Raw genomic sequence first — 25,104 nt, forward strand, 5'->3', positions numbered from 1 at the left:
GTCTCAGCCGCGTTGCGCGAGGAAAGCGACCCTGACCTCGTCCCCGGTGCGGATCTCGGTGTCGTCGGGGTCGATCACGATCAAGCTGTTGGCCTCGGCCAGGGTGGCGAGCAGATGCGACGAGGCGCCCGCGCCGCCGCCGAGCGGTTGCACGAGGTAGTCGCCGGTGGCTTCGTCGCGCATGAGCTGCGCGCGCAGGTACCCCTTGCGGCCGGCCATGGAACTGATGGGGGTGATGGTCCTGGCCATGATGATCCGTCGCATGGGATGCCTGCGGCCCAGCGCGATCCGGATCAGCGGACGCACCATCACCTCGAACACGACCAGCGCGCCGACCGGGTTGGACGGCAGCAGGAAGGTGGGCACCTCGTCGCGGCCGAGCCGCCCGAAGCCCTGGACCGAGCCGGGATGCATGGCGACGCGGGCGATTTCGAGTTCGCCGAGCCCCTCCAGCGCCTCGCGCACCTGCTCGGAGGCCCAGCCGCCGACCGCGCCCGCGATGACGACGACCTCCGAGCGCACGAGCTGGCCCTCGACCACGTCGCGCAGCCGGCGCGGATCCGCGCTGACGATGCCGACCCGGTTCACGTCCGCACCGGCGTCTCTGGCGGCCGCGGCCAGCGCGTAGGAGTTCACGTCGTAGACCTGGCCGGGGCCGGGGGTGCGATCGATGTCGATGAGTTCGCCGCCGACCGAGATCACCGAGAGACGCGGCCTGGGGTGCACGAGCACCTTGTCCTGCCCGACCGCGGCCAGCAGGCCCACCTGGGCCGCGCCGATGATGGTGCCCGCGCGCACCGCGACGTCGCCGGGCTGGACGTCGTCGCCGATGCGCCGCACGTAGTCGCCGGAGCGGACCGGCTCGTAGATCTTGATCTTGGCGCGGCCGCCGTCGGTGAAGTCCACGGGCAGCACCGCATCGGCGAGGGTCGGCAGCGGTGCGCCGGTGTCGACCCGGACGGTCTGGCGGGGCTGTAATCGAATGGGTTGCCGGGAACCGGCGATGACCTCGCCGACGACGGGCAGTGTCAGGTCGACGAGATCGCCGTCCTCGTTGCGGATGTCCGAGCCGGCGGCGGACACGTCGACGCTGCGCACGGCGTAACCGTCGATCGCGGCCTGGTCGAATCCCGGCAACGGTCGTTCGGTGACGACGTCCTCGGCGCACAGCAGGCCCTGGGCCTCGGAAATCGCGACCCGGACCGGCCGAGGCGCGACCGCCGCGGCGGTCACCTTGATCTGCTGATCCTCAACCGAGCGCATCCAGCCCTTCCTGATCTCTTCGCACGCCACCGATTCCATCGCGCGATATCGCCTCGGCACAACCGATTCGACGCGAGATGTGAACCATCATTGGTACCCGACGGTCCACTATCGGCGAAACCCGACGCTGACCTCCGTCGGCTGCCGGCCCCTACTCGTAGGTCGTCAGCTGCGGATCCCAGTCGGGGCCGAGCCGATGTTGCAGCCACTCCCGCAGGGCAGGGCCGTATTCGTCGCGTTCCAAAGCGAAATCGACCGCAGCACGAAGATAGCCGCCCGGGTTCCCCAAATCGTGGCGCGACCCACGGTGTACCACGACATGAACCGGATGTCCCTCGGCGATCAGCAGCGCGATGGCGTCGGTGAGCTGCAATTCGCCGCCGGTCCCGGGCTCGATCCGGCGCAGCGCGTCGAAGATCGCGCGGTCCAGCAGGTAGCGCCCCGCCGCGGCGAAGGTGGACGGCGCGTCGGCGAGGGCTGGCTTCTCCACCATGCCCTTGACCCGCAGCACATTCGGATTCACCGCGTCCGGCACGGTCGCGACATCGAAGACGCCGTAGGCGCTGACCTCGTCCTTCGGCACATCGATGGCGCACAGCACGGTGCCGCCGCGCTTGCGCCGAACCCGGCACATCACGTCGAGCACGCCGGAGGGCAGCACCAGGTCGTCCGGGAGCAGCACGGCGATGGCGTCTTCGTCGTCGTCGAGCGCGGCCTCGGCCTGGGCGACCGCGTGGCCGAGGCCGAGCGGTTCCTCCTGCACCACCGAGGTGACGTCGAGCAGGCCGGGCGCCTTGCGCACCTTTTCCAGCAACTGGAACTTGCCGCGTTCGGCGAGGGTGCCCTCGAGCACCAGGTCCTCGACGAAGTGCGCGACGACGCCGTCCTTGCCCGGCGAGGTGACGATCACCAGCCGTTCGGCGCCGGAACCCGCCGCCTCGGCGGCCACCAGCTCGATGCCGGGGGTGTCGACCACCGGCAAGAGCTCCTTGGGCACCGTCTTCGTCGCGGGCAAGAACCGCGTTCCGAGCCCGGCCGCGGGCACCACGGCCGTGCGGAAGCACGATGCCGGCGCGGCATCGCCGGGTTGTCCGGCCTTTGCTGTCATGCGATTACCCTATCCATCCTCACAGCCTCTGACTCGCTGTCGAGCCGACCGGTAGTTCCGGCCAGCCTATGGTGATCGCCATGGAGATGCCCGGCGAGCGCGGGAAACATGCATGGCGCACCGAGATTCTTGCGAGACGTTCGGCACTGCCGCCCGAGGTGCACGCGGCAGAGGCGCGCGCCCTCGCCGCCGCGATCGATGGGCTCGACCTCGACAGTTGGGTCTGCGCGTATGTGCCGGTCCGCGGCGAACCCGGGACACTCGAGCTGCTCGACGCGCTGCGCACGGCGGGTGCCCGCGTACTGCTTCCGGTGACCGGACCGCCGGGCCCGCTGGACTGGGCGGAATACGCGGGCCGAGAGAGCTTGCGCCGGGCCAGGTTCGGCCTGCTCGAACCCACCGGCGCGGCGCTGACCAGCGCGGCGGTCGGCTGGGCCGAGCTGATCCTGGTGCCCGCGCTCGCCGTCGACCGGCGCGGGGTGCGGCTCGGGCGCGGAGCGGGTTATTACGACCGCACGCTGTCGGCGGCGCGGCCGGACGCCCGATTGGTGGCGGTGGTCCGCGACGACGAAGTGGTGTCCCGGCTGCCCGAGGAACCGCACGACCGCCGGATGGGCTGGGCGCTCACGCCCGGGGGCGGGCTGCAACAGCTTGGCGAAGATCACGCGACGGAATGAACGGCGGATTGGCAACGTTGGCACTGTCGGCTGTAGAGTGCCAGATGACGAAACTCGCGGAGGATGCTGTGCCAACTTACTCGTATGCGTGCACCCAGTGTGACAACCGCTTCGACATCGTTCAGTCCTTTTCCGACGAGTCGCTGACGGTCTGCCCGGAGTGCTCCGGAAAGCTGCGCAAGCTGTTCAATTCGGTCGGCATCGTGTTCAAGGGCAGCGGCTTCTACCGCACCGACAGCCGTGGTGGCGCGTCCACCGCGAGCGAGCCCGCCAAGTCCGACAACGGCAAGTCCGACAGCGGCTCGAGCTCGTCCAGCTCCTCGGATTCCAGCTCGTCCAACGGCAGCAGCACCACGGCGAGCACCGCCGTGGCCAGCTGATCCGCTGGCTGTCCCCAGGCTTTCGTTTATCCACAACCAGCCCTTTTCGGGGCCGATCGAGGGCGGTCGCGGGCATAAGCTCCGGCCATGACTCGACCCTTCGCCGATCTCGGCCGCGAACACTTCGCGACATGGCAGCGACCGCCGTGGGCCGACAGTCTGCTGGCGCGGCGCGTGCTTGCCACCGGATTGGTCGTGCTGGCCGCGGTCCTCTTTCTCCGCGGTGACCCGGACGCCGAACGCACGACGGTGGTCGTCGCGGGTCGCGACCTCGCGCCAGGACACGTCCTCACCGACGGTGACCTGCGGGCCGAGCCCCGCGAATCGGCCACCCTGCCCACCGGTGTGGTGCGCGATCCCACGACTGTGCTCGGCGCGACGCTGACGGGCGCCACGCGCGCCGGCGAGGTGTTCACCGATCTGCGCGTGGTCGGGCCCCGGCTGGCCGCCGTCGCGACCGGCGCGCGCGACGCCAGAATCGTGCCGATCCGGCTCGCCGACACCGCGGTCACCGAGATCCTGCGCGCCGGCGACCGGGTCGACGTGATCGGCGGTGCGGAACAGGGCAGCAGACCGGCCCGCACCCTGGCCACCGATGCCGCGGTGGTCCTGGTATCCGGGCCCGGCGACGGACGAGCGGTCAAGGAGCGGGTGGTGCTGGTCGCGATGGATGCTGAGCACGCCGCGGTCGTCGCGGCCGCGTCGCTGCACACCGCACTCGCCGTCGTCTTCCACTGAGCGCGACGAACGGGCCTGCCGGACGGCCCGCTCGGATGTTGTCCACCCATTTGCCATCAAGGTCAACTAGCATCGCCCGTACCGGATAGGTGTCGCCCGGCAGCTCGACTTGTCAGCTCCACAAGTAGAGGAGACATCGGCAATGCTCAAGGGTTTCAAGGATTTTCTGTTCCGCGGAAATGTCGTAGACCTGGCGGTTGCCGTGGTCATCGGCACCGCCTTCGTCGCGATCGTCACCGCGTTCACCAACGGCATCGTCAACCCGATCCTCGCCGTCTTCGGCGGCAGCAACGAGTTGGGCCTCGGCTTCCAACTGGTTGCCGACAAACCCGCGACCTTCGTTCAGGTCGGCCCGATCATCACCGCGGCGATCAACTTCGTGATCATCGCCGCCGTGCTGTACTTCGTGCTCGTGCTGCCCGCCACCCATGCGAAGAAAAAGTTCAGCAAGGAGGCGGTCGAGCTGAGCGACACCGAGCTGCTCATCCAGATCCGCGATCTGCTGGCCGAGGGTCAGCGCAGCGCGGGTGGCAAACACGAGTCCTGAAACCCGTTGCCCGGCAAAAGCACAAGCCCGTCGCGATCGCGACGGGCTTGTCTTTTCTTGTGCTGGTTGAGTTTTGGCCTCAATCAAGACTGAAAGGCTCGCCCCACAACGTGATCCACGTGACGAGCTGATCGGTTTCCACGCTGAGGCTGACGAACGCGCGCGCCTGCGCCGGTCCGCTGCACCCGTAGAGCGCGATGGTCTCGTTGGTCCAGCTGACCGAGCCGCTGCTGCCCTCGAACTGGTTGCGCGCGGTGTACACCTCGGTGCCGAGATCGCCCGCCTGCTCGAGGCCGCGCACGTAGAACGACTGCACCTGGCCAGGACCGAGCACCAGCGCCCCCTCGGTGACGGCACCGGCGCGCGGCTCGGCCGCGTCCAGGTCGCCGGTGATACCGCCGCTCACGTCGGCTTCGCAGCCGACGGTGTAGCCGGGGAAGATCGAGCCGGCCTTGCCTTCGGGCGGACCGGACAGCTCGACGCGCACCCGGCCGGAGACCGCGGCATTGCGGGGCAGCGGTAGCAGTCCCAGATACGGCTCGACCTCGACCGATTCACCGACCAGCGCGACCGTCACCACGGTGCCGTCGGCCAGCGTCTTGGTCAGCTCGCCGCCCGGCAGCGGGACGAACGTGCCCGCCTCGGCCACGCCGGTGGAACACAGACCCATCGCGACGGCGACGGCGGCACCGAGCCCGGCCCGGCGCAGCAGATTCTTGCGGTTGATCATCGTGATTTATCGACCCCTAGCGGAAACACCGAACGGGCCCGTCGCGGTGGCGACGGGCCCGCTCGTGATGTGCGAGTGCGCGAGCAGAGATCAGCCGAGGCTGAACGGCTGGCCCCACAGCGTCACGTAGGACATGACGTTGCTGGTCTCGACCTTGACCTTCACGAAGGCACGCGCCTGCGCGTAGCCGGCGCAGCCGTTGAGGCCGATGGTGGAGTCGGCCCAGGTGACCGAACCCTTGCCGTTCTTGAAGGTGATCTGGGTCGAGTGATCCTCGTTGCCGAAGTCATCGGCAACCTCACGGTCGAGCAGGTAGAACGAGGTCGCCTCGCCCGGGCCGAGAGTCAGGTTGCCGCCGCCGCTGCCGCCGACGTCGCCGCTGCTGCCGTCCCACTTGCCGCTGGCGTCAGCGCCACCGTTGGCACCGCCGCCGGCGATGTTGACCTGGCAGCCGACCACGTAGCCCGGACGGATCTTGCCCGTCGCGGTGCCATTGATCTCGACCTGCGCCGAACCGGACACCCACGCGTTGCGGTGCACCGGAGTCGAGCCCATGGACGGGTTGATGTTCGCCGACTCGTTGACGAGGCGGACCGTCACCACGGTGCCGTCGGACAGCGTCTTGGTGATCTCGCCGCCGGGCAGCGGCACGAAGGTGTCCGCATTCGCGGCACCGATGGAGAACAGGCCCATGGCGATGGTTGCGGCGGCACCGACACCGGCTGCCCGCACCAAGTTCTTACGGTTGATCATTTGTTAATTCCCTCAGGGGTTGAGTTCGTTTCAGCGAGAAAGGTGTTCAACAGTTCGACAGTCGTCAGCCAATGCTGAACGGCGCCCCGTAGAGGGTGGTCTTCGAGTAGTTGTCACCGATGATCTCGACCACGGTGTAAGAGCGCGCCTGGGCGTAGCCCGCGCAGCCCTGGATTTCCATCTCGACGTCCTGGTACTCGACCGAGTAGGTACCAGCCTTGGTGATGTCCTTCAGTTCGATCTGCACGAACTTGACGTCACCGGGGCCCAGCTTCACGCCGACGGAACCGCCGATGCCACCGCTGGTGAGGTTGACCTTGCCCGAGACGCCGACGGAGATCGCGTCGTCGGCGATGCTGACCTGGCAGCCGATGATGTAGCCCGTGTTGAGCTGGGACGCGCCGTGGGTCGAGGAGTTGTTGGTGCCGGGCTTGTTCGTCGCGCCGTTCCAGGGGCCGACCTTGCCCTCGGGCGTGTCGGTGACATCCGCGGAGGCGTTACCGGAGACCCAGACGACGCGGCCCGCGCCGTTGGCGGCGAGCGACGGCGAGACGATGGCGTGCTCTCCGGTACGGGTAATGGTCACGCCCGGTCCGAGCTTCTGGCCGTCCGGCAACGGCACAAAAACATCAGCGCTGGCGGCGCCGGTCGAAAGGAGGCCCATGGCCACGGCAGCGGCAGCGCCGACGCCCGCGACGCGGGCACCGCGGCGCAGACCGTTGGTGCGGTTCTCGCTCATACTTCCCCTCATCAGGTTTAAAACAGTCAGCCTCGACCATCGAGGCTGGACAGTGGTCCTCGCAGGCCCAGCCCAGTTTGTCGCCCTTTTGTTGCCAGTATGTAACCAGCAATTAAGGTCGCCGCGACGTGCCGGCTGGCAACGGAACCGAGCCAGGTTCCGCCGGGTCGACGCGTACGTGCCGCACCCGGGCCGATGAAGTCCAGTGTGGGTGGCTCGTGGCGAACATTAAACGCTAGGTAACGACGCTGCAACGCGAGCTTTCATAAAGATCAATGTGATGTAGATCACAGTTGATAACAGAAGAATGCTATTTGACGTGCGTGAATTGCGTGACGGAGACAGCCGGACCGACCGGACGGTGCCGACCGAGTCGCCAAAACGCCAAGCGCCGAATACGAGACAGGGCCGTATGAGAATGCGGGGCGAATCCCCGATGTGAAACATGAGCGAGTGAATCGCGAGGAATCCGACCGGACGTTACGTAGCAACTACGTAGATATCGGCAATCAGCCGTGATGCGGCGGAATCTGAGAACGCAGCCAATCATCGGTCGACGATGCGTTATCCGAATCGTGATCGCGTTCGTCGCGGGTAGTGTCTGGGAGGGTGTCGCCGAAGATAGCGGCCAGACGTGCCGCATCCCTCGCCCGGCGCGCTGCCGGACGAGGGATGTCGTCGGAAGAACTGGAAACCGTAATTATTCGACCAATCCGGAGAGCTCGCCGATCACTTTGCTGGCGAGCGGGCCGAGCGTGGCCATCCCGTCGCGCACCGCGGCCCGGGTGCCCGGCAGGTTCACTACCAGGGTGCTGCCGGAAACGCCCGCGACGCCACGGGACAGGCCGGCGTCGAGCGAACCCGCCACCCGGCCGGAGGAGCGCAGCGCCTCGCTGATGCCGGGCAATTCGCGATCGAGGACCTGCGAGGTGGCCTCCGGCGTGACATCGCGCGGCGACATGCCGGTGCCGCCGACCGAGATGACCAGGTCGACACCGCCGATCACCGCGGTGTTGAGCGCATTGCGGATCTCGACCTCGTCGGCCTGCACCGAAACCGAGGCGTCCACCAGGAAGCCCGCTTCGGTGAGCAGCTCGGTGACCAGCGGGCCGAGCGAGTCAACACCTCCATGCGCCGTTCGATCATCGACGACCACCACCAGTGCACGCCCCGCCACAGGAGCATCGATTTCCATGCTGCTCACCGTAGCGCCTGCGCCGAGAACCTCGGCGGCCGTGTCGAGCAGCGGAGTCCAACCGCCCTGCAGCACGCGCATCACCGTCCGCCGTCCGCGGGCGCACCGGTGAGGGTCACCTCGACGGTCTTCGGATTGTTGCCCTGTTCATCGGTATAAGTGACCTTCACCTTGTCTCCCGGTTGGTGCGAGCGGACCGCCGCGACGAGCGCGTCACCCGAATCGATGGTCCGGTCATTCAGTTTGGTGACGACCACGCCCGCCGGGATGCCTGCCTTGGCGGCGGGCCCGTCCGGGGTGGACTCCAGCACCCGCGCGCCGTTGGCGGTGTCCTGCTTCTGGATCTTGACGCCGATCTGCGCGTAGGTCGCGTGGCCGGTCTTGATGAGTTCGTCGGCGACGCGGCGCGCCTGGTCGACCGGGATGGCGAAGCCGAGGCCGATCGAGCCGCTCTGCTGACCGACACCCATCTCGCTGCCGCCGAGGCTGGCGATGGCGGTGTTGATGCCGATGAGCTTGCCGTTGCCGTCGACGAGGGCGCCACCGGAATTACCCGGGTTGATCGCGGCGTCGGTCTGGATCGCGTCGATCACCGGGTTCGCGGCGGCCGGATTCTGCGCGCCCTCACCGCTGGTCGACACCGGACGGTTCAGCGCGGAGACGATGCCGGTGGTGACGGTGCCTGCCAGGCCGAGCGGCGAGCCGATCGCCACGACCGGCTGGCCCACCTGCAGGTTCGACGAGGTGCCGAGCTCGATCGGGGTCAGGCCGTTCTTTCCGCTGACCTTGATGACGGCCAGGTCCGAGACGGGGTCCGCGCCGACGATGGTGGCGGGCGCGGTGCTGCCGTCGGAGAACATGACCTCCATCTTGGCGTTCGGACCGCCGCCCGCGGCCACGTGATTGTTGGTCAGGATGAGTCCGTCGGAGGACAGCACCACCCCGGAGCCCTCGCCTTCGGCCCGGCTGCTCGCGACCTTGATCATCACCACGCTGGGCAGCACCTTCTGCGCCACCGCCTGGGTCGAGCCGGCCGGTGCGTTGGAGACGTTGTTGACGTTCGGCTTCGGCTGGTCGAGCGCGTTGGTGACGACCGAGCTCCCCTTGTCGGAATGGCTGACCAGCGCGCCGACCGCGCCACCGACGCCGCCGCTGACCAGGGCGAGCGCGACCGCGCCCGCGACAAGGCCGGTGCGGATCGGCCTGCGGGGCTGCTTGGGCTCCTCGAACGGGCCGCCCTGCGCCGATTGCGCATCGAAGCCGGCGTTCGGGTCGTACGGCGGCGGCGCGCCGTAGTCGGGGCCGGGGAAGGACTGGGTGTGCTGAGGCGGCGGGTACTGACCCATCGGATGCTGCGCTTCGAACGCCCCGTACGCCTGCTGCGAATAGGCGGGGTCCGGTGCGTACGGCTGGCCCGCCGCCGCTGCCGGGATCTGTTCGGTCGGCTGCGGCCGGTGTGGCGTGGCGTTCGCCGCCTCGTCGCGCCGGTCCTGCGAATCCTCGGTCATGGACTCCTCGTTTCTCCTCAACGTCTGCCGACCAGCTTGACGACGACGACTGAGAGCGGACTGAGACCGTGCTTTCAATTGTCCGAGATGTCTACCCACTTCTCGCGGCCGCACGCGACCACCGCTACCGGGCCGAGCCTGCCCGCACCCAGGCAACAGCGTACGCATCGACCTGCGCATGTGGGAGACCTCGCGGCGCGGGTAGGGGTCGGCCGCCGAATCACTCGACCGTGGCCACGCCCGCCTCGCCGGGCAGCACGATGCGCACCAGGGTGCCGCCGCGCGGCGAGGTATCGATGGCGATGGTTCCGCCGTGCTTGGTCACCACCTGCTTGACGATCGAGAGACCGAGTCCGGAGCCGGGCATCGAGCGCGACGCCGTGGTCCGATAGAACCGTTCGAACACCAGCTCGCGCTCCGCGGGCGGAATGCCGGGTCCCGCGTCGTCGACCACCAATTCGAGCAGCCGAGAACCGGTTTCGCGCATGGTGACGTGCACCTGCGCACCGGCCGGACTCCACTTCGCCGCGTTGTCGAGCACGTTGAGGATGGCCCGCTCCAGGCCTGCCTCGTGGCCGTACACGAACCAGGGGCGCAGATCCGCGACGAACTCGATCCCGGAGCGCCGCCGCCGGACCCGCTCCAGCGCGCGCTCGCTGACCTCGCCGAGATCGACCCGGTCGTAGACCGCCTCGGGCGCGTCCTCCCGGGCCAGATCCACCAAATCGCCGACCAGCGTGGACAATTCCTCGATCTGGGCCATGACGTCGGCGCGCAGTTCGGCCATGTCCTCGTCGGGTAGCCGCGGCGCGCCCGGCCTGCTGGAGGCGATGAGCAGTTCCATGTTGGTCCGCAACGACGTGAGCGGCGTGCGCAATTCGTGTCCGGCGTCGGCCACCAATCGGCGCTGGCGGTCCCGTGATTCGGTCAACGCGCGCAGCATGGTGTTGAAACTCTCGGTGAGACGCGCCAATTCGTCGTCGCCGGTGACCGGAATGGGCGTCAGGTCGTCGGTGCGAGCGATGCGCTCGGTCGCCGCGGTGAGCCGCGCGATCGGGCGCAGCCCGGTGCGGCCGACCGCGGTGCCCGCCGCGGCGGCCAGGACCACGCCGCAGCCGCCGACCACGAACAGCAGCCAGGCGAGCCGGTCGAGCACCGCCCTGGTCGGGTCGAGCCGCTGCGAAATCACCAGCGTGACACCCGCATCCGTACGCCTGGCCAGCACGCGCTGGTTCTTGTAGGTGCGCAACGACGAGGACATCTCGTTGCGCGCCACCGCCATTTCCTGGGGGCCGATCGGCGGCTTGGCCGGTTGCGGCGGCACGTACCCGGTGGCGGCGCCTGGCGGCGCGCCCGCCGGAATCGGGTAGATGATCCCGACCCCGATGTCGTTGGAGAACAGCGTCGCCATGGTCAGCGACTGGAACGGAATGTTGTCGATGTCGCTGTTGATCATCGTCGCGGCGCGGGTCCGCAACTGTGCGTCGACATCGCCGTACAGCGAGCGGGCCACCATCGCGTAGGCCGCGATCGAGGTGACCGCGACCGCGATGGCCACCACCGACGCGGCCAGCAACGTGACGCGCCAGCGCAGCGAGACAGAACGGGTGAGCGGAATCGGCGGCCGCATCTCCGGCGGCTCCGGTTGACCGAGCCCCGCGACCACCGGCCGCTTGGGAACATTTCGTGCCATGGTCTGCCCCTACGGGGGCGTCTCCCTCAGGACGTAGCCGACACCGCGCACGGTGTGAATGAGTCGGGGTTCGCCGTCGGCCTCGGTCTTGCGCCGCAAATACCCGATGTACACCTCGAGCGCGTTGCCCGAGGTCGGGAAGTCATAGCCCCAGACCTCCTCGAGGATGCGGCTGCGAGTCAACACCCGGCGCGGATTGGCCATCAGCATTTCCAGCAACGAGAACTCGGTGCGGGTGAGGCTGATCGCCCGTTCGCCGCGGGAGACCTCCCTGGTCACCGGATCCAGCGACAAATCCGCGAACGTCATTGCCTCCGACGTCTCGCCGGGGTCGGCGGTCGTGCGGCGCAGCAGTGCCCGCAATCGAGCGAGTAATTCTTCCAAAGCGAAGGGTTTCGGCAAATAGTCGTCCGCGCCCGCATCGAGTCCGGCGACGCGCTCGGATACCGAATCCCGTGCTGTCAAAACCAGAATGGGAAGATCATCACCCGTACTGCGCAAGCGCCTGCAGACCTCGAGGCCGTCCATCCGCGGCATCATCACGTCCAACACCAACGCGTCCGGTCGCTGATCGGTTGCCTTTTCCAGGGCATCGACGCCGTCCACCGCGAGATCGACGGAGTAGCCGTTGAAGGTCAGCGACCGGCGCAGCGACTCGCGGACGGCGCGATCGTCGTCTACTACCAGAATGCGCATGCGACCAGTTTGACCGTATCGACTGAGAGGCGACTGAGAGGGGACCTCCGACACGCCGTGCCGGACCGGACGGCCCTCCGGCGACAGCAGCCCACCAGCAAACGGCGTACTCGAGCCAACTAGATCATCTGTCCAGTTAGTCTGTAGACTGTCGAACTAGTGCAACGCGAAACCTGTTACGTGTAGCCATATTCGGGCACCATCAGACCTTGTCCCCCGGATTGCCGACGGTCCGCCTGCGCGGTATGTTCCGTGCGGTAAAAAGAAGACCTTTAGTTGGTTCTCGGCGGGTAGATCCCATATACGTTGAACAGCACGTGCCGTCCCGAGGGCCCTGCGCGGAGTGGAGGCGACGGAAGCGGAATGGAAGCAAAACCGCGTTCCTGGTATTTCAGCCTGTCCAACTTGCCCGTCACGCGCAAGGTCGGCATCGTACTGCTGCTACCGGTGTTGCTCGCCTCGGCGTTCGCCGGGCTCCGCATCAAGGACGAGCTCGGCGTGATCTCCAAGCTCGACGCCGCGACGGAGCAGGCCCGCATCCTGCGCCCGATGCTCGCGTTCGGCGAGGCCACCGAGACGCTCGCGGTCGCGGCGATCACCGCCAAACCCGATGACCAGCTCGACCCCATCGCGGCCAAATTCGATCAGGCCGCGGCGGATCTGGAAACCGCGCTGCGGGTGAGCGAATCGAGCGACAGCTTCAACAAGGAACTCGGCGCCGCGATCGCGGTCGGCCGGACCATGCGCAACGGTCTGCGCACCGCCTCGCCGATGACCATCGGCGAGCAGGTCGGTGAGGTCGGCACCCGCATCGTGACCGCGACCTCGGTGTCCTCCTCGATCGAGGAGGTGATCATCCAGCGGTACTTCCTGCAGCTCGGTCTGATCGCCAACGCGAATCGCGTGCTCACCCAGGAACAGATCATGGTCGCCACCGCGGGTCCGGGCAACAACATGGCCGTGCTCGGCAACATGCTGACCACCCTCGGCGCGGAGCTCGTGATGGTGAACATCTACACCGAGCTGAGCCCCGAGTCGGCGATCAACGCGCCGACGCTGATCCAGGCGGTGCAGGCCCGCATCGGCGCGCTGAGCCAGAACCCGAACAATCCGAGCGGTAATCCCGTCATCGTCGATTCGCTCAAGACCAGCACCGACAGCTACCGCCAGGCCACGAGCACCCTGCTCGGCCTGGTCGACACCAAGCTCGCCGACCGGACCACCGAGTTGCGCAGCGCCGTGCTGCGTGACGTCGCGATCGTGGTCGGCACGCTGCTGGCCGGCCTCGCGCTGGCGCTCGCGGTCGCGCGCTCGCTGGTGCTGCCGATTCGCCGGCTGCGTCACGACGCGCTCCAGGTCGCGCACGTGGACCTGCCCAAGGAGATCGAGGTGGTGCGCGCGGGCGGCGCGACACCGGAGATCGCGCCGGTGGATGTGAGCACCACCGAGGAGATCGGTCAGCTGGCCCGCGCGGTCGACGACATCCACCAGGCGTCGCTGCACCTGGCCGCCGAGCAGGCCCGCTTGCGACTGCAGATCGGCAGCATGTTCGAGACTCTCTCGCGCCGCAGCCAGTCACTGGTCGAGCAGCAGCTGGCGCTGATCGAGGACCTCGAACACGACGAGGACAACACCGAGCGGCTGCAGAGCCTGTTCCGCCTCGACCACCTCGCCACCCGCATGCGCCGCAACGGCGACAACCTGCTGGTGCTCGCGGGTACAGCGCTGCGCCGCGGCCAGCTGCACCCGGTCCAGCTCTCGGACATGCTGTGGAGCGCGGTATCTCAGGTCGAGGACTACCAGCGCGTGGAGATCACCGCGGTGCCCGACGGCGTGGTCGCCGGTGAGCCCGCCATCGATATCGAGCACCTGCTCGCGGAGTTGATCGACAACGCGCTGCGCTACTCCCCGCCCACCACCCCGGTCACCGTCTCGGTGGCCAGGGCCGTGGACGGCGGGTATCTGATCGAGATCGTCGACCGCGGTCTCGGCATGTCGACCGAGGACCTGCGCGCCATCAACGACCGGCTGAGTTCCGGTGGTGAGGTCACCGTCGAGACCGCCCGCCGCATGGGTCTTTTCGTCGTCGGCAGGCTGGCCAAGCGGCATACGATCACCACGAACCTGCGCCGCACCTCCACCATGGCGCAGCAGCCCGGCATCACCGCGAGCGTGCACCTGCCGGGTGGGCTGGTCTCGCCGCCGCTGGATGCCACCGACCCGTCCGGCCATCCGCCGGTGCCGATGACCGGCGACTACGCGGTGTCCACCGGCACCCAGACGCGTAACACCCAGCCCCGCAACCTGGTCCCGGTGCCGAACCTGCCGCAGCAGAACTCGACGCGCTTCGACGTGACCAGCAACGGGCTCCCGCAACGCAGGCCCGCGATCCGGGTCGCCGAGGCACCGGGACAGCCGACGGTGTCGATGGCAACGCGCACCAATACCCCTGACAGCGACCCTGATTCACAGCCGCCGACCCAGCCGTGGTCGATCAACGCCCCGGCCGACGAGCGCTCGCCGTTCGGCCCGCCGACCGCCGACGAATCCGGCAACGGCGCGAAGAAGGCGGCCGACGCCGAGCCGGACCGTCCCGCGAGCCTGTGGACCGAACCGGAGCACGAGAGCTCGCTCGATCTCGACGAGCACAGCGGCGTCACCGAACCCACCGTCCGGGCGACCACGTCGCGGTCCGGCCTGCCCATCCGGCGGCCCGCCAACGCGTCACAGCCCGAACCGAGCGCGCCGGAACCGGAGCCGGAGCCCGCGCTGACCTCCTCCCGGTTGCAGCCGGTGGCCGGGGCCTCGCCGACCCCGATCTACCAGCGCATGGTGTCGGAATGGCTGGTCGAGCCCGCAAGTTCGCAAAGCGCGGAGACGACCTGGACTTCGCCCGCGGACGCGGGCTGGATGGCCGCCGAGGAAGCGACCCGACCCACCCCGACCGGGCGGACCACCGGTGGACTTCCCATCCGCACGCCGGGCGCCCAGCTCGTCCCCGGCGGTTTGGCCCAAGCAGACGAATCGGGAGCCCGTGACCCGGAGGAAATCCGGAACAACCTCACCAGGCATCTCAGTGGGGTCCGCAGTGGGCGGGCCAATGCGCAGTACAACGACGGAGGGCTTGCATGACCAACGCGAACAGCACCACGGATGAGAACCTGAATTGGCTGGTCGCCCGGTTCACCCGGGACGTGCCCGGCGTGTCCCATGCCGTGCTGGTGTCGGCAGACGGCCTGCTGCAGGCGACCAGCCCGCACCTACCCCCGGACCGGGCCGAACAGCTCGCCGCCGTCACGGCCGGCCTGGCCAGCCTCTCGATGGGCGCCGCGTCGCTGTTCGACGGCGGCAAGGTGATGCAGTCGATCGTGGAGATGCAGCGCGGCTACCTGCTGGTGATGAGCGTGGGCAACGGATCCCACATCGCCGTGCTGGCCAACAAGTCGCACGACATCGGCCGGATCGGCTACGAGATGGCGTTGCTGGTGGACCGGGTCGGCTCGGTGGTCACGGCCACCGCCCGTACCGCGGTTTGAGCGTGAGATGTCCAATCCATTCGGACCTGGACCTAAACCGACCACTCGCGTCCGACCCTATGCCCTGACCTCGGGGCGTACCGAGCCCGCCGTCGACCTGCCGATGGAGGCGGTCATCGAGACCCTGTCCTACACTGCGCATCTCGACTGGCCCACCGGTGACGTCCGCACGGATATCCTTCGGCTCGGCACGCACCGGTTGTCGGTCGCCGAGATCGCCGCGCATCTGGATCGGCCGCTGGGCATGGTCCGGGTGATGATCGGTGACCTCGTCGTCGACGGCATCCTGCGGGTGCATTCGACACTGACCGACGAAGCGAGTTTCGACGAGCGTCGTAGTTTGATGGAGAGGACTTTGCGTGGACTCCGTGCCCTATAGGAAGATCGGGCCCGACACCAACCCCGGCCAGGGCGAAACGGAAAATCGGATGGCCTCGACGAAGATCGTCGTGGCCGGCGGTTTCGGCGCGGGTAAGACGACGTTCGTCGGTGCGGTGTCGGAGATTGTTCCCCTGCGGACCGAGGCAATGGTCACCAGGTTCTCCGACGGCATCGACGACCTCGCCGATACGCCGGAGAAGGAAACCACCACGGTCGCCATGGATTTCGGCCGGATCATCCTGCCGGGCAACCTGGTGCTCTACCTGTTCGGCACGCCGGGACAGCGGCGTTTCTGGTTCATGTGGGACGACCTGATCCGCGGCGCGATCGGCGCCGTCGTGTTGATCGACACCCGCAGACTGGAGGACAGCTTCGCCGCCGTCGACTTCTTCGAGGCACGCAACCTGCCGTTCCTGGTCGCGGTCAACCGTTTTCCGAACGCGCCGCGATTCCCGATCGCCGAATTGCGTGAGGCGCTCGCCGTGCGCGAGGGCGTGCCGATCGTGGACATCGACGCACGCAACGCCAACGAGGTTCGCCAATCACTGGCCGCGGTGACCGAATACGCCATTCAGCGCCTGGCCGTGCAGGAACGCGAACAGGCGGTGCTTTGAGCTACTTCAACATGGGCTACTGGCTCATCGGGCTGTCCGCGGCGGTGTCGATGGTCGGCGCGCTGATCGGGTTCACCTGTATCCGGCAGTCGGCCAAGTCCTCGACCGGCCGGTTCCGCACCGTGTGGCAAGCGGCCGCGGCGGTCTCGATCGGCGGGATCGGGGTGTGGCTGCCGGTGTTCATCTCGATGCTCGGTTTCTCGGTGCACGGCAGTCTGGTTCGCTACGACGTCACGAATGTGATCTTGTCCGTGCTCGTTTCGGTGCTTGCGGTGTGGGCCGCGCTGACGATCAACGGCACCGTGGCGCGGGTACCGCGGCTGATCGCCGCCGGTGTGGTCATGGGCGCGGGCTTCGGCCTGATGCATTTCCTCGCGTTGGACGCGATCCGGATCCAGGGCTCGGCGAGCCTGCGGATGCCGCTGGTACTGGCCGCGGCCGGCGTCGCGATCGTGACCTCGCTCGCGGCGCTGTGGTTCACCCAGACCTGGCGTCCGCTGTCGGTTCTGGTCGGCGCCTCTTTGGTGTTCGCGGCCGGGATCGCCGGTATGCACTACACCGATCTCGCGGGTCTGCAGACCCATGTCTCCACCAGTGGGGTCACACCGCAGGGCGAGGACCTGTTCGGGTTCTTCGTTCCAGTGTTCGTGATCAGCATGATGTCACTGGCCATTCCGATCAGCGCGATCCTGGTCGCGCCGGAACGCCGCGCTCCGGTCGCGATCCGGCCGCTGCAGCCGAGTTCGAGCCGCTGAGTTCCGGCGGCCGGTGCGCGATCGCACCGGTTCGCCAATGGCCCGGAATTCCGCCGCGCGCCGATTTACAGTGAGAGCCATGCGTTTCGGTCTGGACTACGCCGCCGGTCGTCCGGGGGGCGCGGCGATCCGCGCGGCGGGGTTCGACTTCGTTGTCCGGTATCTGTCCGATGGCGGGCCGACCCTGCCCGGCAAGATGCTGACCCCGGCCGAGGCCGATGATCTGCGCGCACACGGCATTTCGATCGCGTCGAACTGGGAGACCACCGCGGCGCGCATGCTCGACGGCTACGGCGCGGGCATCGTCGATGCCCGCGCCGGCCTGGCGCAGGTGCTGCGCTGCGGCGGCCGGACGGATCGGCCGATCTACTTCTCCGCCGATTTCGATGCGACACCGCAGGACCAACAGCGCCTCAACGCCTACCTGGACGGCGCGGCGACGGTACTCGGGCGCGCGAATGTCGGGATCTACGGCGGCTATTGGTCGGTGCGCCGCGCGCTGGACGCGGGCAGCGCCACTTGGGCGTGGCAGACCGATGCCTGGTCGGGCGGCAATGTCGAGACGCGCCGCAATATCCATCAGACCTCGCGCCAGCAGATCGTCGGCGGCGTGCTCTGCGATGTGAACGTGGCCGAGACGACCGATTTCGGCCAGTGGGATTACTCGGTACAGGAGGACGGCGACGTGACGCCGGAGCAAGAGGCAGTGCTGCGCGATATCCAGATCCAGTTGCGCGGGCCGGGTTTGGCGGGCTGGCCGCAGTTGGGGACCGACGCGCAGGGCCGCAACCGCACCCTGGTGGACGGGCTGGCGGCCGCCATGGCACGGATCGACGAATTGACCGACGAGGTCGGCGAACTGCGCACCGAGATCAGCGAATTGGAGGCGACGACCGCCGATCTGGTCGAGCAGGTGGCGCGGCTGAACGGCAGGCATTGGCCATGGCCGTTCTCGTTGATCGAGGGGCCCGCGGCGGTGGTCGGCGAGCAGTTGGCCCGACTGGAGGCACTTTTGCCCGAATTGCCCGGCTTGCCGGGTAGTGTCGCGGACAAGCAGGACAGCGGCGCACCGGGAGCGCGTTCGACGCGATGATTTCTAGTGCCGCGATGGGGGGTTCGGCTGCTGTGGCGGCCCGAGCCGCGGCCGAGAACGCCTTGTAGCCAGGAAGTTTGGCGATGAGCGGGCTCTCCCGGGAACCGGGAGAACCCGCCCTCTCGCACGAGGGTACCGGCGTCGAGGCACGAACGCATCACTTCCCGAAGACTTTTCCGACACCCAATAACCAACTCACAGTACGTATTTCATTCAGCAGCTATTCTGCCGCAATTCCATTGTCCACGAGGTCACCCAGTCATCGGCAGCATGCCGATAGCTGTCCAATTGCGGACAACCCGGACAGGGGGCCGATCATCGCCATCAACCCGGCGTGACAAGTCCGACGATCGCCGTGTCCGATGGTCGGCGCGTTCGTCGCCCACGACGGCACGGCGCGCGTTATCGTCGGCTGGCACAAGGCGCTCGATCGGGCGCCGCACATTCAGGTTCGTTCGAAGGAGTTCGCATGGCCGTCAACGTGGTGCTCGACAAGGCTCTCGACAAGGCGTACGAGAACAAGTCGCTCAAGGAAATCCTCTCCGCTCCGCCCTCGGCCCTCGCCGGTCTCACCGAAGCGCACGACAAGCAGCTGCTGGAGGCGCTCAAGATCAAGTCGATCGCCGACCTCGCCAGCAACAAGTACTTCCGGCTCGCCGCGACGCTCGCGGACCTCGCCGAAAAAGAGGGATAGCAGACAAAGACGGCGTGCCCGCGCAACGTCTGCGCGGGCCCGCCGTCGTTTTCGGGTCAGATCCGGTCCAGATCGATCAATCCGCGCCGGACCGCGGCGACCAGACGACGCGGCACCTTGTGCACCACACCGCCGACGGTCACCGGCACCAGATCCGGCGGCGTCGCCTTCCACTGGGCCCGCCTGCTGCGCGTGTTCGAGCGCGACATCTTCCGCTTCGGCACCGCCATCTCAGGCCTCCCCGCGCCGGGTGCGCTTGCCGTACTTGCGCTCGAACTTCTCCACTCGACCCTGACTGTCCAGCACGCGGTGCGCGCCGGTCCAGAACGGGTGCGAGTCGGCGGTCACGTCGACCTTGATCAACGGATAGGTATTGCCGTCGGACCATTGCACGGTGTTCGCGCTGGTCGCGGTAGACCGGGTGAGGAACTGCTTGCCGGTGCCCGCGTCCTCGAACACCACCGGGTGGTAGTCCGGATGAATCCCTGTCTTCACTTCGCTTCTCCTCTCGGGCTGTTGCCCTCTTCGACCGGTATGGGCACGTCGCTGTCGCAGGGGTCGGCGTGCCAGCTGCCGAACGGGTCCTCCCATTCGGCGACCCGCTCCGGTGCGCGCTCGACCAGCCGCAGCTCGTCGTCCTCCACCAGTGCCCAGTGCAGCGCGGTACGGATCTCGGCGGGGTCGGCGTCGTGCACGAGGATCACCAGCGAGATGTCCCGGTCGCCGAACTGGTCGTCCCAGCGCAGCGCGGCCATCGCCCGCCGATCCGGATCCGCCTGCGCCAGCTCCGCTTCCGACATCGCGGCCAGCCAGCGCCCCGCGCTGCCGACGCGCAGCCCACCGCCCGCCGACTCCAGCCACGCCACCTCGTCGGGCTGGGTGGCCAGCCACATCCGGCCGCGCGCGGTGACAACGCCGTCGAAGAGCACGTCGAGCGCCTCGTGCAGCCGGGCCGGATGAAACGGCCGGCTCGCGGCGAATTCCATGAGGGTGACGCCGTAGTCGCTGCTGAGCGGCGGTTGCCCACGCAGCAGCGGCGCGTGCGCGTCGAACACCCGGCCGCGGCGCGCGTGCGCGGGGACCTTCGCGAGCAACGCCTCGACCTGATCGCTCCGCAGCGTCGCGGGGTCGTCGACCCAGGCCACGGGCGCGTCGGGCACCAGCCTTGTCAGCACTGCGGCCAGCCTGCCGCGATCGGCCGCACCACCGCCCTCGGCGGGCCCCAAAGCCAGCACGGCATCGGCGAATTCGACCTGACCGACGGCCAGTTGCGCCACCGTGCGTTCGTCGTCGGCGCGGGCGAGACCGCGTTCGGTCAGCGTCTCGTCGCCGGTCGCGTCGGCCAGCCACGTGCCGGCGTCCAGGCAGGTGAGCACCGCCTCGATGCGCACATCCCGGCTCGCCGGGGCGTCGACCCGGCCCAGGATGCCCTCGACCACCACGTGTTCGATCGCCTGACAGACGGCCTCGGCCTCGAAGGCCGGATCGAGGGCGAGCACGATGCGCTCGACGGAGTCCCGCGCGGCCAGGGTGCGCAGCAGCGGCAGCAGATCCCGGCGCAACGTGCAGGAGACACAGCCGTGCGCGAGCTCGAGCACGTCCGAGGATTCGTAGCTCGCGCTGCGCACCGTGCGATGTACAACGCCCTCGCGCAGCTGGCGCAGGTCGTGCTGCACGACGACGGTGCCCGCGCCGCCGGGAGCGTCGCACAGCGCGGTCGCGGCCTGGTGCACGCCGGTCTCGGCGAGCCCGGCGAAACCCGCGAGCACCACGACGGGCGTGCGTCGGTCGGCCTCAGGTGGGAGCACGAACAGCACCCCTTTCGATAACGATTTTCATTTGCCGTAGGTCGACGGTACATTGTCGAGCAGCCGTTGTCGAAAATGATTGTCATCTACCGGAGGGAGCCCGCATGTCGGCGCACTGCCAGGTCACCGGGCGTCAGCCCGGGTTCGGCAAGTCCGTCTCGCACTCACACAAGCGGACGAGCCGCCGCTGGAACCCCAACATCCAGCGCAAGACCTATTTCCTGCCCAGCGAGGGACGGCGGGTCACGCTGACCGTGTCGGCCAAGGGCATCAAGACCATCGACCGGGACGGGATCGAGGCCGTGGTGGCGCGCATCCGGGCCCGCGGCGACAAGATCTGATCAGGAGCAACCCATGGCATCGAAGTCGACCGAGATCAGGCCGATCGTCAAACTGAAATCCACCGCAGGCACCGGGTACACGTACGTGACCAGAAAGAATCGCCGCAACGATCCCGACCGGATGGTGCTGCGCAAATACGACCCAGTGGTCCGCAAGCACGTCGATTTTCGCGAGGAGCGCTGAGGTGGCGAAGAAGTCGAAGATCGCCCGCGACGCCCAACGCCGCGCCGTCGTGGAACGCTTCGCCACGCGGCGCGCCGAGCTGAAAGAACTGATCCGCAAGCCGGACACTTCGGACAGCGTGCGTGCCGCGGCCCAGGCTGAGCTGCGACGACAGCCGCGCGATGCCAGTCCGGTACGATTGCGCAATCGGGACGCCGCCGACGGGCGACCACGGGGTCACCTGCGGAAGTTCGGCCTTTCCCGTGTGCGTGTGCGCGAGATGGCCCATCGGGGCGAGTTGCCCGGTGTGCGCAAATCGAGCTGGTAGACAACCACTGTTCTCGTACGAAGGATCCCGTCATATGGCAGTCAAGCGAGCACCGTCGAAGAAGGTTCGCGCCGAGCAGGCCCGCCGCCCGAAGAAGAACCCCCTCATCGCCGCGGGCATCGAGAAGGTCGACTACAAAGACGTCAACCTGCTGCGCACGTTCATCTCCGATCGAGGCAAGATTCGCAGCCGCCGGGTCACCGGGCTCACCCCGCAGCAGCAGCGCCAGGTAGCCATCGCCGTGAAGAACGCCCGCGAGATGGCACTGTTGCCGTTCACCAGCCGCTAGATCGAACCACCCTCGGCGACGCCTCCCACGCGAGGCGTCGCCGATGCTTTGCATAGCGCACCCCCGGAAGCCACACCATCGCAACGAAGTTCGTCACGGTGAACACACGCTATGCAGGGAATTGCCGAAAAACCCTGTCCTGCCGGACACTTCATGCGCCCCCACTGTTCACCTATCCGACAGATAGCTCGAACACTTTGGCGCACAGCGGATTTGCAAGCAACCACTTCACTTGTGACATCGGTCACACCCGGGTGGAGTTCTGGTGTTATAGCCAGATGTACTCACACCCGGTCACCCACAGAATGTTAGATTACCTCACTGGTAACAGACCAGTAACGGACCTTCGCCGGGTGATTGAGAGGTCGTGACATGACTTTGCAGGCCGGCATTTCAATGATTGGCGTCTATCGACCCGACCGGGTCGTGTCCAACGCCGAATTGGCCCCCGGCCTCAACGTCGACAACGAGTGGATCGTCCGCCGGACCGGAGTCAGCGAACGACGCTTCGCGGGTGCACACGAGACAGTGGCCTCCATGGCCGCCGCCGCGGCCGACGCGGCACTCAGCGCTGCCGAAATGCGTGCGGCCCAGGTCGATGTCGTGTTGCTCGCCACCTCGACCGAACTCACCCAGACGCCGGCGGCCGCGCCGGCCGTCGCCGCGCAACTCGGCTGCGGCAGTCCCGCCGCATTCGATATCTCCGCAGGGTGTTCCGGATATTCGCACGGCATCGGCCAGGCCGCCGCACTGATCAATTCCGGTCAGGCCGACACGATTCTGGTGATCGGCTCGGAAAAACTCAGCACCAATATCGACCTGGCACAGGCGTCGGTCGGGCCGATCTTCGGCGACGGCGCGGGTGCGGCCCTGGTGACGCGCGTCGAGGCCGGGCATATCCGCCGGACGGTGTGGGGCAGCTCCGGCGCGTACGCCGGATTGATCCGCCAGGAGCCCACCTGGGACGAGTTCCGCGCCGACCCCACCCTCGTGCGTCCATCACTGCAGATGGACGGCACCTCCGTATTCCGTTGGGCCACCGCGACCGTCCCCGGCCTGGTGCGCGAGATCGCCGCGGCGGGCGAGGTCGCGCTGTCGGAGGTGGAAGTGTTCATTCCCCATCAGGCCAACCAGCGCATCATCGACAGCGTGGTCCGCGAGCTCGGCTGGGAGAACCAGTCGGTCGCGATCGCCGACGACGTCCGGCGCTCGGGCAACACCTCCGCCGCGGCCCTTCCCCTGGCCATCGACGACCTGGTGACCTCCGAGCGAGCCAAACCCGGACAGCTCGCGTTGCAGGTGTCGTTCGGGGCCGGATTGTCGTACGCGGGACAGGTATTCGGCCTTCCACCGGTCGCCTGATCCGCTTTGTGTCATCTGTTCGATCTGTGTTCGAAAGTGCGGTGCCAAATATGAAACAGTCATTCTCCAGTTACGACGAACCCCTTGGCCCGCACTCCAGTCGGTATTTCGGCGATGGCTACAAGAACGTGGGCCGCGAGTTCACCCGGTTGTCCCTGAGCCGGTCCAATCAGGAGGGCGCCGAGCATGCGGGCCGCGCCCGGCTGACCTATCCCAGCGGCTGGTCGTCGAAGGCGGGCGGCGAACTCGTGCCGCACGTGAGCAGCGTCGACACCGTCATGCTCGCCGCGGCGCTGTGTGACGCGGCGGTGGTGCGGTCGCGGCAACTGTCCCCGGCGGAGTCGGCGCGCTCGTGGGTGCGCCATGCCACCGTGCGGGCCGGCGCCGCGCCGCACGAGGATCTGGCCGATATTCCGGTCGTCGCGCAAGTCGTCGGCGCCTCCGACACCACCGAGTCCGAGATCGAGACCACGTTCAAGTTCCAGGTCGGCCCGCTGTCCGGCTCGCTGTCGATCGTGCACCCGCCCGGGGTCGGCGCACAGTCCGAACCCGGCTCGGACGAATTCGGCGGTCTCGCCGAGATCTTCGGTCCCGCACCGCACTACTACCTCAACGGCCTGGTGAATCACACTCTGACCGCGAGCGAACTCACGATCGACGAGACCGGCACCCGGATCACCGGACAGCACCGGATCACGCCGGGCCAGGTCGGCGGCTACTCCGGCGCGGAGTCCGCGTACTCCTACAGCTCCTCCCCCATCGACTCGGTGGTCGGCGCGGCGCAGTCGTCGCAAATCCTGCTCTACCACCTGGATTCGCTCACCCGCGCGAACAGCAACACGCTCTGGATGCGCAAGCTCGAGTTCATCACGGCCGGGCCGCACCGCCCGATCGAGGACACCTTCGAGGGCATCCTGGAGATCCGCCGCGCCTCGATCATCGATCGCGGTGGAAGCCGTTGGCGCAGCGCGGATATCCAGATCAAGGCGTTCAACGGCGTCACCGGTTCCTGCCTGCTCGCCCACCAGCTGCCGGAATGAGCACCGACACCATCCGCGGTCCGGCCGCGCTCGGTACCAGGACGCGGCTACCGGCCATCCGGCTGGCGATCACCGGTGCCCCCGGCACCGGCAAGACCACGCTGGCCACCGCGCTGTCACTGGCCAGCGGGTTGCCGCACGCCGGTCTCGCACCGGAGTCCTCGGTGGTCACGAGCGGGCGGCGGCTCGCCGAGACCGTCGAGTTGCCGGTGCGCATGTTCGAGCGGCGGGTCAGCGCCGAGGCGATCGCCGAATCCGGTTTCGTCTCCGACGGATCCGTGCTCAACGACTGGGCACGGGCCGAGTCCGTGCGGCGCGGCCGCAGCCTGCTCAGCTGGCTCACCAACCCGCGCGATATCCCGAATCGCATTTTCGAGCAGCGTTTTCTGGCCGCGCACGGGGCGATCGTCGCCCGCCGCGCGGCCGCGACCTACGACGCGTTCATCCACTTGCGACTGGATGCGGCGACCCTGGTTGGCGCGGACGCCGCGCAACGCACGCTGATCGACCGGATACTGCTCGAGACGTTGCACGCCTCGACCGTGCCCTATTTCGTGTTCGGCGGGTCACTCGAGGATGTGGTCACGCACCTGACCCGTCTGTATCGTCTTCCAGAGCTCGTACCAGCTGCCCAGGCGGTCGCCGCCGCATCGAAAGCACCTTGAGCAGAGGA

30 protein-coding genes are annotated in these 25,104 nt (G+C 67.8%); 18 read left to right on the forward strand and 12 right to left on the reverse strand.

The features are described 5' to 3' along the window. Positions 1–3: 3 nt before the first annotated feature. The gene (gene glp / locus F5X71_RS31645; protein WP_167465287.1) at positions 4–1,263 is read right to left on the reverse strand and encodes a molybdotransferase-like divisome protein Glp; all 1,260 of its coding nucleotides are present in this window, start codon (positions 1,261–1,263) and stop codon (positions 4–6) included. Positions 1,264–1,414: 151 nt separating this feature from the next. Beyond that, positions 1,415–2,371, reverse strand: a complete 957-nt coding sequence (locus F5X71_RS31650) for a UTP--glucose-1-phosphate uridylyltransferase (protein ID WP_167465288.1) — start codon at positions 2,369–2,371, stop codon at positions 1,415–1,417. An 80-nt stretch (positions 2,372–2,451) separates the two neighbouring features. On the opposite strand from F5X71_RS31650, the gene F5X71_RS31655 reads away from it, so the two are divergent. The 4 genes from F5X71_RS31655 to mscL all read left to right on the forward strand — a co-directional run bounded on the left by F5X71_RS31655 (position 2,452) and on the right by mscL (position 4,713). After that, positions 2,452–3,048 (forward strand): 5-formyltetrahydrofolate cyclo-ligase, encoded by a 597-nt coding sequence (locus tag F5X71_RS31655; RefSeq protein ID WP_428981421.1) that lies wholly within the window; start codon positions 2,452–2,454, stop codon positions 3,046–3,048. Positions 3,049–3,116: 68 nt separating this feature from the next. Then, positions 3,117–3,428 (forward strand): FmdB family zinc ribbon protein, encoded by a 312-nt coding sequence (locus F5X71_RS31660; protein ID WP_167465290.1) that lies wholly within the window; start codon positions 3,117–3,119, stop codon positions 3,426–3,428. Positions 3,429–3,515: 87 nt separating this feature from the next. Further along, positions 3,516–4,166 (forward strand): SAF domain-containing protein, encoded by a 651-nt coding sequence (locus tag F5X71_RS31665; RefSeq protein ID WP_167465291.1) that lies wholly within the window; start codon positions 3,516–3,518, stop codon positions 4,164–4,166. 142 nt (positions 4,167–4,308) lie between these two features. Further along, a complete protein-coding gene (gene mscL / locus F5X71_RS31670; protein WP_167465292.1) occupies positions 4,309–4,713 on the forward strand; it encodes a large conductance mechanosensitive channel protein MscL in 405 nt (134 codons plus the stop codon). A gap of 79 nt (positions 4,714–4,792) precedes the next feature. Here mscL and F5X71_RS31675 read toward each other — a convergent pair whose 3' ends face one another. From F5X71_RS31675 to F5X71_RS31705, 7 genes are all read right to left on the reverse strand, one after another. After that, positions 4,793–5,443, reverse strand: coding sequence for an MspA family porin (locus F5X71_RS31675; protein ID WP_167465293.1), 651 nt, complete (start codon positions 5,441–5,443; stop codon positions 4,793–4,795). A gap of 90 nt (positions 5,444–5,533) precedes the next feature. Next, positions 5,534–6,196 carry an MspA family porin gene (locus F5X71_RS31680; protein WP_167465294.1) on the reverse strand — a complete coding sequence of 221 codons (663 nt, stop codon included), beginning with the start codon at positions 6,194–6,196 and terminating at the stop codon, positions 5,534–5,536. A gap of 64 nt (positions 6,197–6,260) precedes the next feature. Then, the gene (locus F5X71_RS31685) at positions 6,261–6,935 is read right to left on the reverse strand and encodes an MspA family porin (protein WP_167465295.1); all 675 of its coding nucleotides are present in this window, start codon (positions 6,933–6,935) and stop codon (positions 6,261–6,263) included. Positions 6,936–7,635: 700 nt separating this feature from the next. After that, positions 7,636–8,130: a MogA/MoaB family molybdenum cofactor biosynthesis protein gene (locus tag F5X71_RS31690; protein ID WP_218471713.1), complete on the reverse strand. Its 495-nt coding sequence runs from the start codon at positions 8,128–8,130 to the stop codon at positions 7,636–7,638. Between the two features lie 80 nt (positions 8,131–8,210). Further along, positions 8,211–9,638, reverse strand: coding sequence for a trypsin-like peptidase domain-containing protein (locus F5X71_RS31695; protein WP_167465296.1), 1,428 nt, complete (start codon positions 9,636–9,638; stop codon positions 8,211–8,213). Positions 9,639–9,858: 220 nt separating this feature from the next. Next, the gene (locus F5X71_RS31700) at positions 9,859–11,331 is read right to left on the reverse strand and encodes a HAMP domain-containing sensor histidine kinase (RefSeq protein ID WP_167465297.1); all 1,473 of its coding nucleotides are present in this window, start codon (positions 11,329–11,331) and stop codon (positions 9,859–9,861) included. 9 nt (positions 11,332–11,340) lie between these two features. After that, positions 11,341–12,027 (reverse strand): response regulator transcription factor, encoded by a 687-nt coding sequence (locus F5X71_RS31705; RefSeq protein WP_014988300.1) that lies wholly within the window; start codon positions 12,025–12,027, stop codon positions 11,341–11,343. A 363-nt stretch (positions 12,028–12,390) separates the two neighbouring features. Here F5X71_RS31705 and F5X71_RS31710 point away from each other — a divergent pair, with 363 nt between their 5' ends. The 7 genes from F5X71_RS31710 (at position 12,391) to F5X71_RS31740 (ending at position 19,100) form a co-directional block, all read left to right on the forward strand. Beyond that, the gene (locus tag F5X71_RS31710; protein ID WP_167465298.1) at positions 12,391–15,159 is read left to right on the forward strand and encodes a sensor histidine kinase; all 2,769 of its coding nucleotides are present in this window, start codon (positions 12,391–12,393) and stop codon (positions 15,157–15,159) included. Beyond that, positions 15,156–15,563, forward strand: a complete 408-nt coding sequence (locus F5X71_RS31715) for a roadblock/LC7 domain-containing protein (RefSeq protein WP_167465299.1) — start codon at positions 15,156–15,158, stop codon at positions 15,561–15,563. Before F5X71_RS31710 ends, F5X71_RS31715 begins: the two co-directional genes overlap by 4 nt. Positions 15,564–15,570: 7 nt before the next feature. After that, the gene (locus tag F5X71_RS31720; protein ID WP_029900002.1) at positions 15,571–15,942 is read left to right on the forward strand and encodes a DUF742 domain-containing protein; all 372 of its coding nucleotides are present in this window, start codon (positions 15,571–15,573) and stop codon (positions 15,940–15,942) included. Positions 15,943–15,991: 49 nt separating this feature from the next. Continuing rightward, entirely contained in the window at positions 15,992–16,558 is a 567-nt protein-coding gene (locus F5X71_RS31725) for a GTP-binding protein (protein ID WP_029900001.1), read from the forward strand. Continuing rightward, on the forward strand, positions 16,555–17,313 hold the full coding sequence (locus tag F5X71_RS31730) for an MHYT domain-containing protein (RefSeq protein ID WP_167465300.1): 759 nt from the start codon (positions 16,555–16,557) through the stop codon (positions 17,311–17,313). Before F5X71_RS31725 ends, F5X71_RS31730 begins: the two co-directional genes overlap by 4 nt. A gap of 79 nt (positions 17,314–17,392) precedes the next feature. Continuing rightward, positions 17,393–18,406, forward strand: coding sequence for a DUF1906 domain-containing protein (locus F5X71_RS31735; RefSeq protein ID WP_167465301.1), 1,014 nt, complete (start codon positions 17,393–17,395; stop codon positions 18,404–18,406). A 469-nt stretch (positions 18,407–18,875) separates the two neighbouring features. Beyond that, complete coding sequence (locus F5X71_RS31740) at positions 18,876–19,100, forward strand: hypothetical protein (RefSeq protein ID WP_043676421.1); 225 nt, start codon at positions 18,876–18,878, stop codon at positions 19,098–19,100. Positions 19,101–19,156: 56 nt separating this feature from the next. Here F5X71_RS31740 and rpmF read toward each other — a convergent pair whose 3' ends face one another. From rpmF to mrf, 3 genes are read right to left on the reverse strand one after another with little or no spacing between them, the layout of a single operon-like run. Next, positions 19,157–19,330: a 50S ribosomal protein L32 gene (gene rpmF / locus F5X71_RS31745; RefSeq protein ID WP_167465302.1), complete on the reverse strand. Its 174-nt coding sequence runs from the start codon at positions 19,328–19,330 to the stop codon at positions 19,157–19,159. 1 nt (position 19,331) lies between these two features. Then, positions 19,332–19,595 carry a type B 50S ribosomal protein L31 gene (locus F5X71_RS31750; RefSeq protein WP_029899997.1) on the reverse strand — a complete coding sequence of 88 codons (264 nt, stop codon included), beginning with the start codon at positions 19,593–19,595 and terminating at the stop codon, positions 19,332–19,334. Next, on the reverse strand, positions 19,592–20,917 hold the full coding sequence (gene mrf / locus F5X71_RS31755) for a ribosome hibernation factor-recruiting GTPase MRF (RefSeq protein WP_167465303.1): 1,326 nt from the start codon (positions 20,915–20,917) through the stop codon (positions 19,592–19,594). Before mrf ends, F5X71_RS31750 begins: the two co-directional genes overlap by 4 nt. A gap of 95 nt (positions 20,918–21,012) precedes the next feature. Here mrf and rpmB point away from each other — a divergent pair, with 95 nt between their 5' ends. The 7 genes from rpmB to F5X71_RS31790 all read left to right on the forward strand — a co-directional run bounded on the left by rpmB (position 21,013) and on the right by F5X71_RS31790 (position 25,096). Then, positions 21,013–21,249, forward strand: coding sequence for a 50S ribosomal protein L28 (rpmB, locus tag F5X71_RS31760; protein WP_167465304.1), 237 nt, complete (start codon positions 21,013–21,015; stop codon positions 21,247–21,249). Between the two features lie 13 nt (positions 21,250–21,262). After that, complete coding sequence (rpmG, locus tag F5X71_RS31765; RefSeq protein WP_167465305.1) at positions 21,263–21,433, forward strand: 50S ribosomal protein L33; 171 nt, start codon at positions 21,263–21,265, stop codon at positions 21,431–21,433. A gap of 1 nt (position 21,434) precedes the next feature. Further along, positions 21,435–21,740 carry a 30S ribosomal protein S14 gene (rpsN, locus tag F5X71_RS31770; RefSeq protein WP_167465306.1) on the forward strand — a complete coding sequence of 102 codons (306 nt, stop codon included), beginning with the start codon at positions 21,435–21,437 and terminating at the stop codon, positions 21,738–21,740. 34 nt (positions 21,741–21,774) lie between these two features. Next, entirely contained in the window at positions 21,775–22,029 is a 255-nt protein-coding gene (gene rpsR / locus F5X71_RS31775; RefSeq protein ID WP_028477628.1) for a 30S ribosomal protein S18, read from the forward strand. Between the two features lie 372 nt (positions 22,030–22,401). Continuing rightward, a complete protein-coding gene (locus F5X71_RS31780) occupies positions 22,402–23,391 on the forward strand; it encodes a beta-ketoacyl-ACP synthase 3 (RefSeq protein WP_167465307.1) in 990 nt (329 codons plus the stop codon). A 50-nt stretch (positions 23,392–23,441) separates the two neighbouring features. Continuing rightward, on the forward strand, positions 23,442–24,431 hold the full coding sequence (locus F5X71_RS31785; RefSeq protein WP_167465308.1) for an AvrD family protein: 990 nt from the start codon (positions 23,442–23,444) through the stop codon (positions 24,429–24,431). Beyond that, entirely contained in the window at positions 24,428–25,096 is a 669-nt protein-coding gene (locus tag F5X71_RS31790; RefSeq protein WP_167465309.1) for an AAA family ATPase, read from the forward strand. Before F5X71_RS31785 ends, F5X71_RS31790 begins: the two co-directional genes overlap by 4 nt. The last annotated feature ends 8 nt before the right edge of the window (positions 25,097–25,104 follow it).

This window comes from Nocardia brasiliensis (assembly GCF_011801125.1).
In the GTDB taxonomy this organism is placed as follows: domain Bacteria; phylum Actinomycetota; class Actinomycetes; order Mycobacteriales; family Mycobacteriaceae; genus Nocardia; species Nocardia brasiliensis_C.